Genomic DNA, 16,226 nt, shown 5'->3' with positions numbered 1-16,226 from the left:
AGCAAAGAGATTGGTAAGAAGGTGATGATATGAGGTTATCAGTAAAGGCGCCTGCAAAGATCAACCTGTCTTTGGATGTGTTACATAAGCGGCCGGACGGTTACCATGAAGTCGAAATGGTCATGACGACGATCGATCTTGCGGATCGAATTGAACTGGTGGATCTACCAGAAGATAAAATTACAATTCTTTCGCATAATCGGTTTGTTCCGGATGACGGACGGAATCTTGCTTATCAGGCGGCCCAGTTGTTAAAGAAGAGGTTCAATATCAAAAAGGGTGTGGCCATCACCATTGATAAGGTGATCCCTGTGGCAGCAGGACTGGCAGGCGGCAGTAGCGATGCAGCCGCCACGCTGAAAGGTCTGAACGAGCTGTGGGGCCTTGGATTGAGCATGGACGAGCTTGCGGATCTTGGGGCTGAAATCGGCTCTGACGTTTCGTTCTGTGTGTACGGGGGAACGGCCCTGGCATCGGGACGAGGGGAGAAGATCCGACACCTTCCATCCCCGCCGAACTGTTGGGTCATCCTGGCCAAGCCGACGATCGGTGTATCCACAGCAGATGTTTACAAGAATCTGGATGTGAAAAACCTGAAGCACCCGGATACAGAAGCGATGATCAAAGCGCTGGAAAATGAGAGCTACCATGGGATTTGTGATCATCTCAGCAATGTTTTGGAATCTGTCACATTAAATATGTATCCAGAAGTGGCGCATATTAAAGAGCAAATGGAGCGCTTCGGTGCCGATTCGGTATTGATGAGTGGAAGCGGTCCGACGGTATATGGATTGGTGCAGTATGAATCGAGGGTCCACCGGATCTACAATGGCCTTCGCGGCTTCTGTGATCAGGTGTTCGCGGTCAGGATGCTTGGGGAATAAGAGGTCCTTGCCTAAATCCGTATAATAATGATATATTTACATTACATTATTCGGATTCGGGAGGTTTCTTTAGTGAAGTTTAAACGAAGTGAGCGATTAATCGACATGACCCATTACATGTTGGATCGTCCTCATCAGCTTGTCCCTTTGACTTTTTTCTCTGAGCGGTACGGTTCAGCCAAGTCTTCCATCAGCGAAGACCTGACCATCATCAAGGAGACATTCGAGGGGCGCGGGGTAGGCACGGTCCAGACGGTTCCAGGGGCAGCGGGCGGAGTGAAATATATCCCCAAGGTGAATACGGAGGAAGCAAAGGCGATCGTCAGTGAGCTTTGCGAACATATGGAAAGTTCAGATCGCCTCCTGCCGGGGGGATATTTGTTCATGACCGATCTTCTGGGAAATCCTCAGCTGATGAAGAAGGTAGGGAAAATGCTCGCTTCTGCATTCGCTGAAAAGGAAATCGACGTCATCATGACGGTGGCGACCAAAGGGATTCCCATTGCCAATGCCATTGCATCGTTCCTGAACGTGCCCGTTGTGATCGTCCGTCGCGACAGCCGCGTAACAGAAGGGTCCACTGTGAGCATCAATTACGTGTCGGGGTCTTCAAAGCGGATCCAATCCATGGTCCTTTCAAAGCGAAGCTTGAAAGAAGGATCAAAGGTATTGGTCGTCGATGATTTCATGAAGGCCGGTGGCACGGTCAACGGAATGAAGAATCTGCTGGAGGAATTCTCTGCAACCCTCTCGGGGATCGGGGTCCTTGTCGAATCGGACACGTTGGACGAACGACTGGTGGATGACTATGTTTCCATCCTGAAGCTGTCGGAAGTCAATGAACGGGATAAACAGATTTCGTTGACGGAGGGGAATTACTTTCAGTCAGGGGTAACGTTTTTACCATAAAGACATGAGGAGGAATACCAATGCGTACAGTTTCAACGAATCAGGCACCTGCAGCCATCGGACCATACTCTCAGGGAATCGTGGTGAATAATCTGTTCTACAGTTCTGGGCAGATCCCATTGACTCCGGAAGGGATGATGGTAGAAGGAGACGTGCAGGCGCAGACACATCAAGTGTTCCGCAATCTCCAAGCCGTGCTTAAAGAAGCCGGTGCAAGCCTTGAATCCGTCGTGAAGGCGACCGTATTCATCAAGAACATGGATGATTTCGGTTCAATCAATGAAGTGTACGGAGAGTATTTCAGCTCTCATAAACCGGCCAGGTCCTGTGTGGAGGTAGCGAAGCTGCCGAAGGACGCACTGGTGGAAATAGAAGTCATCGCACTCGTGAAGTAACGCTTCACGGGTGTTTTTTTATGAGGTTGAGCATGCAAACGGTACCATTTCAAAAGAAGACTAGTTCCTTTGAAATAGAAAAATACGGATAATAAAATAAAATTTTGAAAAAAATATGATCTTTAAGAAGGAATATTCAAAAAAATGTTGAATACATACAGTAGATTTCATCTAGGGAAAAGGTGGTGAACAGAATGGAAGTGACAGACGTAAGATTACGCCGTGTTAACACCGATGGCCGAATGAGAGCGATTGCATCTATCACGTTGGATAATGAATTTGTCGTACACGACATCCGTGTGATCGATGGGAACAATGGCTTATTTGTGGCAATGCCAAGTAAGCGCACTCCTGATGGGGAATTCCGAGATATCGCCCACCCGATTAATTCAGGTACCCGAGGTAAGATCCAAGATGCTGTTTTAGAAGAGTATCATCGTCTAGGTGAGTTAGAAGAAGTAGAACTGGAAGAAGCGGGGGCTTCTTAAGAATTGAATGCATCTAGAGCCTACTACTATGTAAGGCTCTTTTTTTATGTGCGGGGGTTTTTGTTTCGCTTACCTTATACCCTCTAACGGGAGGGGTAAACCGGTTTTTGTGAACTTTTTTCAAAAAATGGGTGATTGTGCATCTGGAGGGGTTTCCCATGGATGAATCGCTTTCAATTTTCAGGGTGACATTTTTCCTCTTCCATGCATGCATCCTCTCCTTTAACAAATATATGTACTTTTAGAGGAATCCTTGAAATGGTAGAGTTTTTAGGATATATTCGTTATGGATAAAAAGGTTATTGGAGGATCCGAGATGACAAATAGATATGCCGTTATTTTAGCTGCCGGTCAGGGGACCCGGATGAAGTCCAAGCTATATAAAGTGCTTCATCAGGTGTGCGGGAAGCCCATGGTTGAGCATGTGGTCGATCATATTTCCACATTGAACGTGGAAAAGACGGTCACGGTCGTCGGCCATGGTGCAGAGCTCGTCAAGTCCCATCTTGAAGGGAAGAGTGACTTTGCCCTGCAGGCGGAGCAGCTGGGAACGGCTCATGCGGTAAGGCAGTCGGAAGATGTGTTAGGGAATCTGGAAGGCACTACTTTAGTCGTATGCGGAGATACTCCCCTCATCAAGGGAGAGACGATGGAAGCGCTGGTGGCGCATCATGAAAGTCTCGGCGCGAAGGCGACCATCCTTACAGGGCATACGGAAGCTCCGGATGGATATGGACGTATCATCCGTAATGATCAGGGATTGGTCGAGCGGATCGTTGAGCATAAAGATGCGACAGACGAAGAGCGACGCGTGAAGGAGATCAATACGGGAACGTACTGCTTTGACAATAAAGCTCTTTTCGAGGCTTTGACGAAGGTATCGAATGATAATGTCCAAGGGGAATATTACCTCCCGGATGTGATTGAGATCCTTAAGGCCGAAGGAGAGATTGTCAGCGCATATCAAACAGGCGATTTCGCTGAAACGCTGGGTGTGAATGATCGAGTGGCCTTGGCACAGGCCGAGATCACCATGCAAGGGCGCATCAACGAATTTCATATGAGAAATGGTGTAACCATCAAAGATCCAAAAAATACGTACATTGATTCAGATATTACGATAGGGAGAGATACGGTCATCCTGCCAGGGACGGTGCTCAAGGGGAACACAGTCATCGGTGAGGATGCAGTGGTCGGACCGAATACGGAAGTGAAGGATTGCACAATTGGCGATCGCACTGTCCTGAGACAATCCGTCGCACACGATAGTTTCATAGGAGCAGATGTCCAGATCGGTCCATTCGCTCATATCCGACCGGCTTCGAACATCGGCGATGAAGTGAAGATCGGAAACTTTGTCGAGATTAAAAAGGCTTCATTCGGAAAAGGAAGCAAAGCGTCCCATCTCAGCTACATCGGCGATGCCGAGGTAGGCAGTGACGTGAATCTCGGCTGTGGCTCCATCACAGTGAACTATGACGGGAAGAATAAATTCCTCACCAAAATCGAGGATGGTGTATTCGTAGGCTGCAACTCGAACCTCGTGGCACCGGTGACGATCGGACAGGGCGCCTATGTGGCTGCCGGGTCGACCATCACGGAAGACGTACCGGGTGAGGCACTCTCTATCGCAAGAGCACGCCAGGTAAACAAAGAAAATTATGCTCAAAATCTAAATCATAAGAAATAATTGGAGGTCCACCATGCCAAACTCTTATACTAATTCGAAGCTTAAAATATTCTCTCTTAATTCCAACTACCATCTAGCGAAGGAAATCGCTGATGAAGTAGGCGTGGAACTCGGTAAATCATCTGTTAAACGATTCAGCGATGGGGAAATCCAGATCAATATCGAAGAAAGCATCCGTGGCTGTGATGTATTCGTCATTCAATCGACTTGCGAACCGGTGAACGAAAACCTCATGGAACTTCTGATCATGGTGGATGCCCTTAAACGTGCGTCTGCTAAAACAATCAGCATCGTTATGCCATACTACGGTTATGCCCGTCAGGACCGTAAAGCGCGTGCCCGTGAGCCAATCACGGCGAAGCTTGTGGCGAACCTGCTTGAAACGGCTGGAGCAGACCGCGTCATCACACTTGATCTTCATGCTCCACAGATTCAAGGTTTCTTCGATATCCTCATCGATCACCTTATGGGTGTTCCGATTCTTGCGGATTATTTCGAGAAGAGAGACTTCAACCGTGATGACCTCGTGATCGTATCCCCTGACCACGGAGGAGTGACACGTGCCCGTAAGCTTGCAGAAAGACTCAAAGCACCAATCGCCATCATCGACAAACGCCGTCCGCGTCCAAACGTAGCGGAAGTCATGAATATTGTCGGGAATATCGATGGAAAAGTGGCCATCCTCATCGATGACATCATCGATACGGCTGGAACCATCACCCTGGCAGCCAATGCCCTTGTGGAAAATGGAGCGAAGGAAGTATATGCATGCTGTACGCATCCTGTCCTTTCAGGTCCTGCCATCGAGCGCATTGATAACTCCATGATCAAAGAACTTGTTGTCACGAACTCCATTCCTCTCGGAGACGAGAAAAAGATCGGTAAAATCAAACAGCTTTCCGTTGCACCGCTCATCAGTGAAGCGATCATCCGCGTCTATGAGCAGCAATCTGTCAGCACGTTGTTCGATTGATGTTTTGAAAGGATCCCCCAGAATCACTGGGGGATCTTTTTGCGTTTTTCTACGAAAAAGCTAAAACGGTCATAAGCCTTGATATGAAGGCATCCTTCCCGCTCCCAAAAGGTGATCTGCCTGTGGATATGTTTAAATCGATACTCAATGGGGAAACAAATAGATATAGAAATTTTCATCTAAACGAATTTGGGAAGGTGTTGGATAACTTATGGCAACAGAATTGAAAGCAACCAAACGTAAAGACTTCAAACGTTCTTCACTAACAGAACTACGACATAAAGGAAGCATCCCTGCAGTAGTGTACGGGTATAAAACGGATAATACGGCCATCGAGGTCGACGCGATTACATTCATCAAGACGATTCGCGAAGTTGGACGCAACGGGATCATCTCCCTTAATGTGGACGGCAGCAAACAAAACGTCATCCTGAACGATTATCAACAGGACCACCTCAAGGATGCCGTCACTCACGTGGACTTCCTGGCAGTCAACATGTCACAGGAAATTGACGCTGACGTACGTATCGATCTATCGGGTGAATCGGCAGGAGTGAAAGAAGGCGGAGTCCTTCAGCAACCACTGTATGAGGTATCGGTATCAGCGAAACCATCTGATATCCCAGACAGCATCGAAGTCGATATCGCCGGACTGCAAATCGGGGATACCGTCACGATCGGTGATATCCGTGATCAATATAACTTCACAATCAACGATGAAGACGAAACAACCATCGCTTCCGTCCTTGCACCGCGTCAAGAGGAAGACATTGATTCCGGCGAGAAGCAGGAAGAAGATTCTCCTGAAAGCGAAGAAGGCGGGGAGCCTGAAGCCTCTTCAGAAAAAGGATCCGAAGAAGAATAATTTAACGTTTTACAGCGTAACCTTTTGCAGGTTACGCTTTTTGCGTTATTCTAATGATATAAGGTCAAAACGAGGTGTAAGAAATGAAATTGATAGTAGGATTAGGAAACCCGGGAGCGCGCTTTGATCAAACGCGTCATAATATCGGGTTCGACATTATAGATGCCCTTGCCCACAACCTGGGCACCCCCCTTGATCAGTCGAAGTTCAAGGGAGTCTATGGGGTTCATCGGCATAACGGAGAGAAGATCGTCCTTCTCAAGCCCCTTACGTTCATGAACCTTTCAGGTGAAAGCATCGTTCCCCTGATGGATTACTTCGACATTGCCAACGAAGACCTCCTCGTCATCTATGATGATCTGGATCTGCCCGTCGGTAAGATCCGCCTCCGGCAAAAAGGGAGCGCGGGCGGTCATAATGGAATCAAATCCACGATTGCCCATCTCGGTTCTCAGAACTTCAACCGGATCCGAGTCGGGATCGATCGACCGACAAACGGGATGAGCGTCCCTGATTACGTGCTCGGGAAGTTCTCCAAGGAAGATCAGGTTGAGCTCGACAAAGTCATCACTTCCAGCGTGGAAGCATGTAAAACGTGGTTTGAAAAACCGTTCATCGAAGTGATGAATCACTTCAACTGATGAATGAATACTTCCTTCCAAAGCCGTTCATACTAATGGGTAATAAAAGGTTTGGAGGGAAGGAAATTTGGCTATTCACTATCAGTGCCGGCATTGCGGTACAAAGGTCGGGACCCTTACCCACGCATGCAACTCGGAAACCCTCGGTCTTGATCGGCTATCGGATGAGGAGAGGCTGCACATGATCCATTACCGGAATGACGGTGATATCGAGATTAAAACCATTTGTGAAGACTGTCAGGAAAGCCTTGAGCGGTATCCTGACTATCATGGGTTGGACCATATCATCCAGTAAGACGCTTTGGTGAAGAACCAAAGCATTTTTCTGTTTAAATATGAAAGAACGATCATATATATAGATTGAAACATGGGGAGGAGCGTACTCTTGAAAGGAATTCTAACATATGTCCATCAGAGCGAAGAAGTCCAGTCCCTGATCACAGGGATCGAGGAACGTCTTTCAGAGCAGCTTGTGGCAGGACTTTCGGGTTCTTCCAGAAGCGCCTATATAGCAGATGTTTATCTGCAGACGAAGCGGTCGACGATCGTTGTCACACATAATCTGTTCCAGGCACAGAAAATCTATGAGGATCTTGTGCAGTTCCTCAGTGAGGATGAAGTCTATCTATATTCAGCCAACGAACTGATAGCAGCTGAACTGAGCGTGGCGAGCCCGGAACTCAGGGCCCAGAGGATCGAAGTGCTGAACAAGCTTTCCCAGCGTCAGAACGGAGTGTACATCGTCCCGGTATCAGGCTTGAGAAAGATCCTGCCACCGATGGACCTGTGGATCAAGAACCAGATCCGTTTCAACGTAGGTGAAGACATCGATCTGGATGAGGTCTTGAATCAGCTTGTCCAGATGGGCTATCAGCGCGCAGGTATGGTAAGCACGCCGGGTGAATTCAGCCTCAGGGGAGGGATCGTCGATATTTTCCCGTTGACTTCACAGCATCCGGTCCGAATTGAATTATTCGATACGGAGATCGATTCCATCCGCATGTTTTCAGTGGAGGATCAGCGGTCCATCGACAAACTGAAGACGGTCGATATCGGACCTGCCACAGAGGTTCTCCTCACCTATCAGAACATCGAGCGGCTGATTGGAGAAATCAATAAAGGTCTATCCAAAAGCTTGAAAAAGATCAAGTCTGCAGGCGTCAAAGAAAAGATGACGGAATATATCGGTCATGAAGTCGAGCAGCTTGAGAACGGTCAGGTGCCGGAACAGATCTTCAAGTATCTGTCCCTCGCCTATGAAACGCCTGCTAGTCTATTAGATTATCTGCCTGAAGACGGCGTCCTCTTCTTCGATGAGTACAGCCGTGTGCAGGAGATGAGCGAGTCCCTTGAGAAAGAGGAAGCCGAATGGTATACCTCGTTGCTCTCCGAGGGACAGATCATCCATGACATGGTCGTGTCGCATCCTTTTGCCTCTCTTGTATCCAATGCCAAACGATCAAAGGTGTATTTCTCCCTGTTCCTTCGTCAAATACCGAATACGAGCCCTCAGAACATCTTCAATGTATCCACCAAGCCCATGCAGAACTTCCACGGGCAGATGAATGTGTTGAAAGCTGAGCTCGACCGGTGGAAAAAAGGAAAGTATACCGTCGTTCTCTTGGGGCCGGATGAAGAGCGTGTGAAAAAGCTTCAGCGCGTACTGGATGATTATCAGATCGAAATCGCATTTGTAAAAGATGGTGGTAGCCTTCTTAACGGAAAAGTCCAGATGATCAATGGAAGTTTGACGAATGGCTTTGAACTTCCGCTGCAGAAGCTTGCCGTCATCACGGAAGAGGAGCTCTTCAATAAGCGCACGCAGAAAAAACCGAGACGGCAGAAGATGTCCAATGCCGAGCGGATCAAGAGTTATTCCGAGCTGAAGGTGGGAGACCTCGTCGTCCATGTGAATCACGGTATCGGGAAGTACCTTGGTATTGAAACGCTTGAGATAAACGGTGTCCACAAGGACTATCTCCATCTGAAATACCAGGGCAGCGATAAGCTCTATGTCCCAGTCGATCAAATCGATCTGGTCCAGAAATATGTTGCCTCGGAGAATAAAGATCCGAAGCTGTATAAACTGGGCGGGAACGAATGGAAGAAGGTTAAATCGAAGGTTGCTTCCTCCGTCCAGGATATTGCCGATGACCTCATCAAACTTTATGCCGAAAGGGAAGCAGCGAAGGGATACGCCTTCTCACCTGATGGGGACATGCAGAGAGAGTTTGAAATTGCATTCCCATACGAAGAAACCGAAGATCAGCTCAGGTCGATCCATGAAATCAAACTGGACATGGAGCGGGAGCGCCCCATGGACCGCCTCCTGTGCGGGGATGTCGGATACGGGAAGACCGAAGTTGCCATCCGTGCGGCCTTCAAGGCCATTGCCGACGGGAAACAGGTCGCCCTCCTTGTACCGACTACGATCCTTGCTCAGCAGCATTATGAAACCATCAAGGAACGATTCCAGGACTTCCCGGTGGAGATCAGCCTCTTGAGCCGATTCCGTACGCGGAAGCAGCAACAGGAGACCACGAAAGGCCTGAAAGACGGCACGGTCGATATCGTCGTCGGTACCCACAGGCTCTTATCGAAGGATATTCAATACCGCGACCTTGGCCTTCTCATCATTGATGAAGAACAACGATTCGGCGTCACACATAAAGAAAAGATCAAACAGTTGAAAACCAATATCGATGTACTGACACTCACGGCTACACCGATACCGCGTACCCTTCACATGTCCATGCTCGGAGTGAGGGATCTCTCGGTCATTGAAACGCCGCCTGAGAACCGTTTTCCTGTCCAGACCTATGTGATGGAGTACAACGGCGCCCTCATCAAAGAGGCGATCGAACGTGAGATGGCACGTAATGGTCAAGTATACTTCCTATACAACCGCGTCGAGGATATCGAGCGGAAGGCAGACGAAATCTCGATGCTGGTACCGGATGCCAGGGTGGCGTATGCCCACGGCCAGATGTCAGAAAACGAACTGGAAGCCGTGATCCTCGGCTTCCTGGCAGGGGAATACGACGTCCTCGTCACGACGACGATCATCGAGACAGGGGTCGACATACCGAACGTCAATACTCTCATCGTCTTTGATGCGGATCGAATGGGTCTCTCCCAGCTCTATCAATTGAGGGGGCGTGTCGGAAGGTCGAACCGCGTGGCGTACTCGTACTTTACCTACCGCAAGGACAAAGTCCTGACAGAGGTGGCGGAGAAGAGGCTTCAGGCCATCAAGGAATTCACGGAACTCGGGTCTGGGTTCAAGATCGCCATGCGCGATTTGACCATCCGGGGAGCGGGGAATCTGCTCGGAGCCCAGCAACATGGGTTCATTGATTCCGTCGGTTTCGATCTGTATTCCCAGATGCTCAAAGAAGCGATCGAGGAGCGTAAAGGTGATCGTCCGAAGCAACCGGAAGCCTCACTTGAGGTCGATCTTGATCTTGATGCATACATCCCGGACACCTATATCAAGGACGGCCATCAAAAGATCGAGATGTATAAACGGTTCCGTGCCCTTTCTTCCCTTAAAGAAGTTGAGGAGCTGGAAGAAGAGATCCTTGACCGGTTCGGGGAATATCCTGAAGAAGTGGGCTATCTGTTCCTGATATCGGAAATGAAGGTCTATGCGAGGAATACAAGGCTCGACAGCGTCAAGCAGGATAAGAAGAGCGTGAACATCTTCATGTCGCCTGAAGGTACGGCTGCCATCGATGGATCGAAGGTATTCGACATCTGTTCGAAACACGGAAGGGTCGTAGGACTCGGCATGGAAGGGTCCAAACTCAAGATCTCCATCAATACCACAAGACTGAAAGCAGACAAATGGTTCAATATGGCATATGACATTGTGAAGAATTTGGACCAGGCTTTGAAAACGGAAGTTCATGAAGCCTGACCAATCTTAATATTTGTCATAGAAAACATATACAGTGCCGGTTTTCCTTACCAATCGTTATGATAATGTAACTCAAATGTAAATGCGCTCGTAGTTTGATTTTACTATGATAAGGGTATTAGTATTAATGCAGCTGCCATTGATGGAAAAAGATACCTCTATTAGCATTTAAGAGAAATGACAGAAATAATAACTGATTGTGTATAGAACTTCTAAGTTGTAAGATACTAAACTCAATTACGGTAGAGCGGCTTCAATCGCTTTACCCTATAAAATCATCTGATGAAAGTGAGGCAGCTATAGATGAAGGCAACTGGTATTGTTCGTCGTATTGATGATTTAGGTCGTGTAGTCATCCCGAAAGAAATCCGCAGGACCCTGAGGATCCGTGAAGGAGATCCCCTTGAGATCTTCGTCGATCGCGACGGCGAAGTCATCTTGAAGAAGTACTCTCCGATCTCGGAACTTGGAGACTTTGCGAAAGAGTATGGTGAAGCACTGTATGACAGTCTCGGAAGTGCGGTATTGATCTGCGACCGTGACGCCATCATCGCCATCTCAGGAGCGTCCAAGAAGGAATACCTCAATAAGAATGTCGGTGAACTCATCGAGAAGGTGATGGAGGACCGCGCATCCCTCCTTCACACCCAGCAGGGACAAGCCGAGCTTGTTGACGGCCACGGTGAGGATCTTGCTTCCTACACCATCGCCCCGATTGTTGCCAATGGCGACCCGATCGGTGCAGTGGCGATCTTCTCAAAAGATCGCACAGTTGGCGAAGTGGAACAAAAAGCAGTCGAAACGGCAGCTGGCTTCTTGGCAAGACAGATGGAGCAATAATATTTTCATGGGAGCGGCTCTTAGCCGCTCTTTCTTTTTTTGTTGATAGTGGAATTCATCCCGCCACTTTCATTTGTGGTAAACTATTTTTAAGAAATCCCACGCTTCGATCATTGGGAATATGCAGGGTTCCTTCATGGAAGGAAGCCTTTGAAAGGCAGAGATTTCATTGGGTCATACATACTCCTCCAAAGGATTTCTGAAGGGTGCGATGATCCTCACCATGGCGGCACTTGTGACAAAGTTATTAAGCGCCGTCTATCGGATCCCTTTTCAGAATATCGTAGGAGATATTGGATTTTATATTTATCAGCAGGTGTATCCTTTTTACGGGATTGCCCTTGCCCTCTCCACTTATGGATTCCCTGTGATCATTTCAAAAATGGTGGCAGAGAAGGTCGACCGGGGAGATCAGGAAGGGGCAAAGAAGGTGGCGGCCACCTCATTCATCTTCCTCCTCCTCGTGGGAGTGATCTGGTTTGTTGCCGTCTATGCAGGCGCCGATATGATCTCGACCTGGATGGGGGATCCTCAACTGGCCCCTTTGATCCGTGTCATATCCTTATCCTTCTTGCTACTCGCCCCATTATCGGTTCTCAGGGGGTACCATCAGGGGAAGGAGCAGATGGTCCCTACGGCGGTCAGTCAGGTGGCTGAGCAAAGCATACGCGTCGTGACCATCCTGGTGTCGTCCACTGTCCTCCTTGCCAAGGGGAACTCTCTCTACGCTGCCGGACAGGGGGCGCTATTCGGCTCGATCACGGGAGGGCTTGGTGCCGTGATCGTCCTGGTTTTATTTACGGCAGCGAAACAGGAAGGGTTGTTTACCGGCATTTCTTTTTTCCCTAAAGGGTTTGGAGGGATCTGGACGGCCCTCATGAAAGATGGAACAGCCATCTGTGTGAGCGCCATGCTCCTCGTCCTTCTTCAGTTTGTCGACTCCCTGAATGTATATGCACTGTTGACTACACACGGGGTGGGACAGGAAGCCGCGAAGACCCTTAAAGGTGTCTATGACCGTGGACAGCCATTCATACAGCTTGGGACCGTGGCGGCCACCTCCATCTCGCTGACGATCGTTCCCCTGGTCACCACGGCTTACCTGAAAGGGAAGCAGGAGCTCGTGAGGGACTACAGTCAGCTTGCGTTGAAGATCAGTATCCTTATCGGTTTTGCGGCAACGCTCGGACTCGTGAATATCATGGTGCCCACGAATACGATGCTGTTTGAGAATGCAGACGGGTCCAGCGTATTGTCGGTGTTTTCCCTGTCGATTTTCTTCAGCTGTCTGATCCTTACGTTTTCAGGCATCCTGCAGGGGATCGGAAGGATTTATTTCCCTGCAGCCATCATCATTGGCGGGATCCCGATCAAATACATCGTGAATATGCTCCTTATCCCTGTGTTCGGGGTCATGGGTGCATCACTCTCGACGGTTCTTACATTGGGATTGATCACGATCGGGCTTGTGTGGAAGATGAAGCGATTATTCGGAATCAGCTTGATCACCCCGTCATTTTATAAGAGCCTTTTTATCAGCGGTGCAGGGATGACCCTCGTCCTGCAGGGCCTGTTGCTTGGCTACAGGTGGCTCCTGACAAACGGGGCGCATGAGCGGATGACCTCGGCGCTCTTCGCCCTTGTCGGTGTGGCAGTGGGGGCGGGGGTGTTTCTCTTCTTATTCCTAAGAGCGGGGCATCTATCTGAAGAAGAAATCAGCTTTTTGCCATTCGGCAGTAAAATGAACCGGTTGAAGAAAGGCCTTGGGCCCCGGTATAGAAAGTAGTGAATGCAAATGAGCCATACCATAACAGTCATCGGACTCGGTGCAGGGGATTTGGATCAGATCCCCTTGGGTGTATATAAACAGTTGAAAAACGAACATCATCTATTCCTCCGTACAAAGGAACATCCTGTCGTGAAGGAATTGGAATCGGAAGGGATGACCTATACATCCTTCGATTCCGTATATGAAAAACACGAGCGCTTTGAAGCTGTATACGAGGAGATCGTTCAGGAGCTTGTGGCCGCTTCCAAGGAGCATTCGGTCCTGTATGCGGTTCCGGGACATCCCCTCGTAGCGGAGAAGACCGTCCAGCTACTCCTTGAGCTCCATGAGAATGGAGAAGCGGAGATCGTGATCGGAGGGGGACAAAGCTTCCTGGATGCCCTGTTTGCTTCCGTCGGTGCAGATCCCATTGATGGCTTCCAGCTCCTTGACGGGACGAGCCTCAGCGTCCACGATATCCAGATGACCCAACAACTCATCATCGGTCAGGTGTACGACGGCTTTATCGCGTCGGAAGTGAAACTGACACTCATGGAGCTCTATCCATATGATTTCGAAGTCATGCTGGTAACGGCGGCCGGCAGCTCAGAAGAGAAGGTGGAGCGACTCCCTCTCGTCGAGCTCGATCGTGTTGCACAGCTGAGCAATCTTACGAGCCTGTATGTACCTGCAGTAAAAGATCGCTCACAGCGATACAAGCAGTACAGTACCCTGAGGGAGATCATTTCGACTCTGAGGGGACCGGACGGCTGTCCGTGGGACCGGGAGCAGACCCATCAGTCACTGAAGAAATATCTGATTGAAGAAACATATGAGCTCTTGGAAGCGATCGATGAGGATGATATCGATCATATGGTTGAAGAATTGGGTGACGTCCTCCTCCAGGTCCTCCTTCATGCCCAGATCGGGGAAGATGAAGGCATGTTCAATATGGAGGAAGTAATGGAAGGACTATCTTCCAAAATGGTACGCCGGCATCCTCACGTATTCGGTGATGTCGAGGTCGGGGATTCGGCAGAAGTGAAAGCGAACTGGGCAGAGATCAAGAAGCAGGAGAAGGGCGGACAGAGTCAGCCACCGCTTCTAAAAGGTGTCGCCAAAGGAGCACCTGCCCTTATGAAGGCCTATGAGTATCAGAAAAAGGCAGCAGGTGTCGGCTTTGATTGGGACAACGTCAAAGGTGCCTGGGAAAAAGTGTGGGAAGAACTGAAGGAATTCGAACAGGAAGCCGAGAATGGAAGTGAACAGGACCGGAAGCAGGAATTCGGTGACGTCCTGTTCGCCCTCGTGAATGTATCAAGATTTTACCGCATTCACCCTGAAGAGGCCTTGTCCATGACCAATTCAAAGTTCTATCGCCGCTTCTCGCATGTGGAAGAGCGCGTGAACCAATCAGGGAGATCATTCGAAGATCATTCCCTTGAAGATCTGGATGCATTTTGGGATGAAGCGAAGAAACAATCACATTAATGGCTGTAAAGCCGTCAAAGGAGAGAATGAAAATGGCAACCACCATGAGGCTGGATAAGTTTTTGAAGGTATCACGTTTGATCAAACGGAGGACCCTTGCCAAGGAAGTGGCCGACCAGGGGAGGATCTCCATCAATGGGACCCAGGCCAAAGCGAGCTCCAATGTAAAAGTCGGAGATGAGCTCAGTGTGAGGTTTGGGCAAAAGGTCATGAGGGTAAAGATTGAAAGGCTTTTGGAGACGACGAAGAAAGAAGAAGCAAGCGGCCTGTATACGGTCCTGTCCGAAGAAAGGGTCAACCAGGAGGAAGAGTGACCCCTGTTTTGGTTCTAATTCCATCATCCACACCATAACATGGTACAAAGCTTGTACTATGGGATGTGAGGGATGAAGATGAATCAATATCATGATGGCAATAAAGAAAAGGCAGTCTTTCAGGAACACGATGTCATGATGAGGGGACGCAAACTCCTCGATATCACGGGAGTCAAGCAGGTGGAGAGCTTCGATAATGAAGAGTTCCTTCTGGAGACGGTCATGGGTTTTTTATCCGTCCGTGGACAGAACCTTCAGATGAAGAACCTCGATGTGGATAAGGGGATCGTCTCGATCAAAGGGAAGGTGTTCGACCTCGTCTATCTTGATGAACAAAGCGGGGAGAAAGCTAAAGGTTTCTTTAGCAAGCTGTTTCGATGACACTCACCACCCAATTCTATACGATGCTCTCCATGATCGGCATGGGGGCATTATTCGGGGCGTCCCTGGACACGTACAATCGATTTCTCAACAGGAGCCAGCGGAAGCGCTGGTTCGTCTTTATCAATGATGTCCTGTTCTGGGTCCTGCAGGCCCTCGCCATGTTCTACATTTTATTCGTCGTAAACTTCGGTGAGATCAGGGTGTACATATTCGTGGCCCTGCTCTGCGGATTCGCAGCGTATCAGGCGCTTTTCAAGACGTTGTATACAAATCTGCTGGAGAAGCTCATCCTCTTCACGATCTCCTTTTACCGCTTCTTGGTGAAGATGGGGCAAAAGCTCATCTATTCACCGGTGAAATGGATCATTTTCATGATCCTGGCAGTGGTCCTCTGGATATTGAAAACGGTATATGCCGTCATCCGATTCGTATTCAGGACAGCATGGCGGATCGTATACGGGGTACTGAAGGTCGCATTGGCTCCGATCTGGTGGATATTTCGAACAATTTGGAAACTATTGCCGAACCATCTTACAAAAAGAGTCGATAAGTTATATAATAAAATGGCAGGAATTATGAAGTCTAATGGCAAAAAAGTATATACATGGATCCGGAAATGGACCATTAAAAAAAATAAAAAATGACCGCATCGGGGAAAGGGAGGT

At 48.8% G+C, this 16,226-nt stretch carries 16 protein-coding genes; all 16 read left to right on the top strand.

The genetic code is table 11. The annotated features are described in order from the left end of the window. Positions 1 to 29: 29 nt before the first annotated feature. A complete protein-coding gene (gene ispE, locus AF331_RS21540) occupies positions 30 to 884 on the top strand; it encodes a 4-(cytidine 5'-diphospho)-2-C-methyl-D-erythritol kinase (protein WP_053429999.1) in 855 nt (284 codons plus the stop codon). A gap of 72 nt (positions 885 to 956) precedes the next feature. Further along, the gene (purR, locus tag AF331_RS21535) at positions 957 to 1,793 is read left to right on the top strand and encodes a pur operon repressor (RefSeq protein ID WP_053429998.1); all 837 of its coding nucleotides are present in this window, start codon (positions 957 to 959) and stop codon (positions 1,791 to 1,793) included. 20 nt (positions 1,794 to 1,813) lie between these two features. After that, the gene (locus AF331_RS21530) at positions 1,814 to 2,188 is read left to right on the top strand and encodes a RidA family protein (RefSeq protein ID WP_053429997.1); all 375 of its coding nucleotides are present in this window, start codon (positions 1,814 to 1,816) and stop codon (positions 2,186 to 2,188) included. Positions 2,189 to 2,382: 194 nt separating this feature from the next. After that, positions 2,383 to 2,676, top strand: a complete 294-nt coding sequence (gene spoVG / locus AF331_RS21525; RefSeq protein WP_048007721.1) for a septation regulator SpoVG — start codon at positions 2,383 to 2,385, stop codon at positions 2,674 to 2,676. 316 nt (positions 2,677 to 2,992) lie between these two features. Further along, complete coding sequence (gene glmU / locus AF331_RS21520) at positions 2,993 to 4,366, top strand: bifunctional UDP-N-acetylglucosamine diphosphorylase/glucosamine-1-phosphate N-acetyltransferase GlmU (protein ID WP_053430017.1); 1,374 nt, start codon at positions 2,993 to 2,995, stop codon at positions 4,364 to 4,366. 13 nt (positions 4,367 to 4,379) lie between these two features. Further along, on the top strand, positions 4,380 to 5,339 hold the full coding sequence (locus AF331_RS21515; RefSeq protein ID WP_053429996.1) for a ribose-phosphate diphosphokinase: 960 nt from the start codon (positions 4,380 to 4,382) through the stop codon (positions 5,337 to 5,339). A 211-nt stretch (positions 5,340 to 5,550) separates the two neighbouring features. After that, positions 5,551 to 6,204: a 50S ribosomal protein L25/general stress protein Ctc gene (locus AF331_RS21510; RefSeq protein ID WP_053429995.1), complete on the top strand. Its 654-nt coding sequence runs from the start codon at positions 5,551 to 5,553 to the stop codon at positions 6,202 to 6,204. 83 nt (positions 6,205 to 6,287) lie between these two features. Next, positions 6,288 to 6,845, top strand: coding sequence for an aminoacyl-tRNA hydrolase (gene pth, locus AF331_RS21505; protein ID WP_053429994.1), 558 nt, complete (start codon positions 6,288 to 6,290; stop codon positions 6,843 to 6,845). 67 nt (positions 6,846 to 6,912) lie between these two features. Beyond that, on the top strand, positions 6,913 to 7,140 hold the full coding sequence (locus tag AF331_RS21500) for an anti-sigma-F factor Fin family protein (protein ID WP_048007726.1): 228 nt from the start codon (positions 6,913 to 6,915) through the stop codon (positions 7,138 to 7,140). Between the two features lie 90 nt (positions 7,141 to 7,230). Beyond that, on the top strand, positions 7,231 to 10,764 hold the full coding sequence (gene mfd / locus AF331_RS21495) for a transcription-repair coupling factor (RefSeq protein ID WP_053429993.1): 3,534 nt from the start codon (positions 7,231 to 7,233) through the stop codon (positions 10,762 to 10,764). 303 nt (positions 10,765 to 11,067) lie between these two features. Then, a complete protein-coding gene (gene spoVT / locus AF331_RS21490) occupies positions 11,068 to 11,604 on the top strand; it encodes a stage V sporulation protein T (protein ID WP_053429992.1) in 537 nt (178 codons plus the stop codon). Between the two features lie 211 nt (positions 11,605 to 11,815). Next, entirely contained in the window at positions 11,816 to 13,390 is a 1,575-nt protein-coding gene (locus tag AF331_RS21485) for a putative polysaccharide biosynthesis protein (protein WP_152915750.1), read from the top strand. A 9-nt stretch (positions 13,391 to 13,399) separates the two neighbouring features. Continuing rightward, positions 13,400 to 14,863 (top strand): bifunctional methyltransferase/pyrophosphohydrolase YabN, encoded by a 1,464-nt coding sequence (gene yabN / locus AF331_RS21480; protein ID WP_053430015.1) that lies wholly within the window; start codon positions 13,400 to 13,402, stop codon positions 14,861 to 14,863. Positions 14,864 to 14,907: 44 nt separating this feature from the next. Continuing rightward, positions 14,908 to 15,177, top strand: coding sequence for an RNA-binding S4 domain-containing protein (locus tag AF331_RS21475; RefSeq protein ID WP_048014352.1), 270 nt, complete (start codon positions 14,908 to 14,910; stop codon positions 15,175 to 15,177). Positions 15,178 to 15,255: 78 nt separating this feature from the next. Beyond that, the gene (yabP, locus tag AF331_RS21470; protein ID WP_048007754.1) at positions 15,256 to 15,558 is read left to right on the top strand and encodes a sporulation protein YabP; all 303 of its coding nucleotides are present in this window, start codon (positions 15,256 to 15,258) and stop codon (positions 15,556 to 15,558) included. Continuing rightward, complete coding sequence (gene yabQ / locus AF331_RS21465; protein ID WP_053429991.1) at positions 15,555 to 16,205, top strand: spore cortex biosynthesis protein YabQ; 651 nt, start codon at positions 15,555 to 15,557, stop codon at positions 16,203 to 16,205. The genes yabP and yabQ overlap by 4 nt, the downstream gene beginning before the upstream one ends. Positions 16,206 to 16,226 lie beyond the last annotated feature (21 nt).

Source organism: Rossellomorea marisflavi, from assembly GCF_001274775.1.
Taxonomy (GTDB): Bacteria; Bacillota; Bacilli; order Bacillales; family Bacillaceae_B; genus Rossellomorea; species Rossellomorea marisflavi.
The sequence above is the reverse complement of the archived record's forward strand: the minus strand, read 5'-3'. Positions and strand labels throughout refer to the sequence as shown.

Excerpts from the sequence above, each read along its gene's own strand:
- yabQ (WP_053429991.1), top strand. The coding sequence starts at position 15,555 with ATGACACTCACCACCCAATTCTATACGATGCTCTCCATGATCGGCATG.
- yabN (WP_053430015.1), top strand. The coding sequence starts at position 13,400 with ATGAGCCATACCATAACAGTCATCGGACTCGGTGCAGGGGATTTGGAT.
- yabP (WP_048007754.1), top strand. The coding sequence starts at position 15,256 with ATGAATCAATATCATGATGGCAATAAAGAAAAGGCAGTCTTTCAGGAA.
- AF331_RS21515 (WP_053429996.1), top strand. The coding sequence starts at position 4,380 with ATGCCAAACTCTTATACTAATTCGAAGCTTAAAATATTCTCTCTTAAT.
- AF331_RS21530 (WP_053429997.1), top strand. The coding sequence starts at position 1,814 with ATGCGTACAGTTTCAACGAATCAGGCACCTGCAGCCATCGGACCATAC.
- AF331_RS21485 (WP_152915750.1), top strand. The coding sequence starts at position 11,816 with ATGATCCTCACCATGGCGGCACTTGTGACAAAGTTATTAAGCGCCGTC.
- spoVG (WP_048007721.1), top strand. The coding sequence starts at position 2,383 with ATGGAAGTGACAGACGTAAGATTACGCCGTGTTAACACCGATGGCCGA.
- AF331_RS21510 (WP_053429995.1), top strand. The coding sequence starts at position 5,551 with ATGGCAACAGAATTGAAAGCAACCAAACGTAAAGACTTCAAACGTTCT.
- AF331_RS21475 (WP_048014352.1), top strand. The coding sequence starts at position 14,908 with ATGAGGCTGGATAAGTTTTTGAAGGTATCACGTTTGATCAAACGGAGG.
- pth (WP_053429994.1), top strand. The coding sequence starts at position 6,288 with ATGAAATTGATAGTAGGATTAGGAAACCCGGGAGCGCGCTTTGATCAA.
- spoVT (WP_053429992.1), top strand. The coding sequence starts at position 11,068 with ATGAAGGCAACTGGTATTGTTCGTCGTATTGATGATTTAGGTCGTGTA.
- ispE (WP_053429999.1), top strand. The coding sequence starts at position 30 with ATGAGGTTATCAGTAAAGGCGCCTGCAAAGATCAACCTGTCTTTGGAT.
- glmU (WP_053430017.1), top strand. The coding sequence starts at position 2,993 with ATGACAAATAGATATGCCGTTATTTTAGCTGCCGGTCAGGGGACCCGG.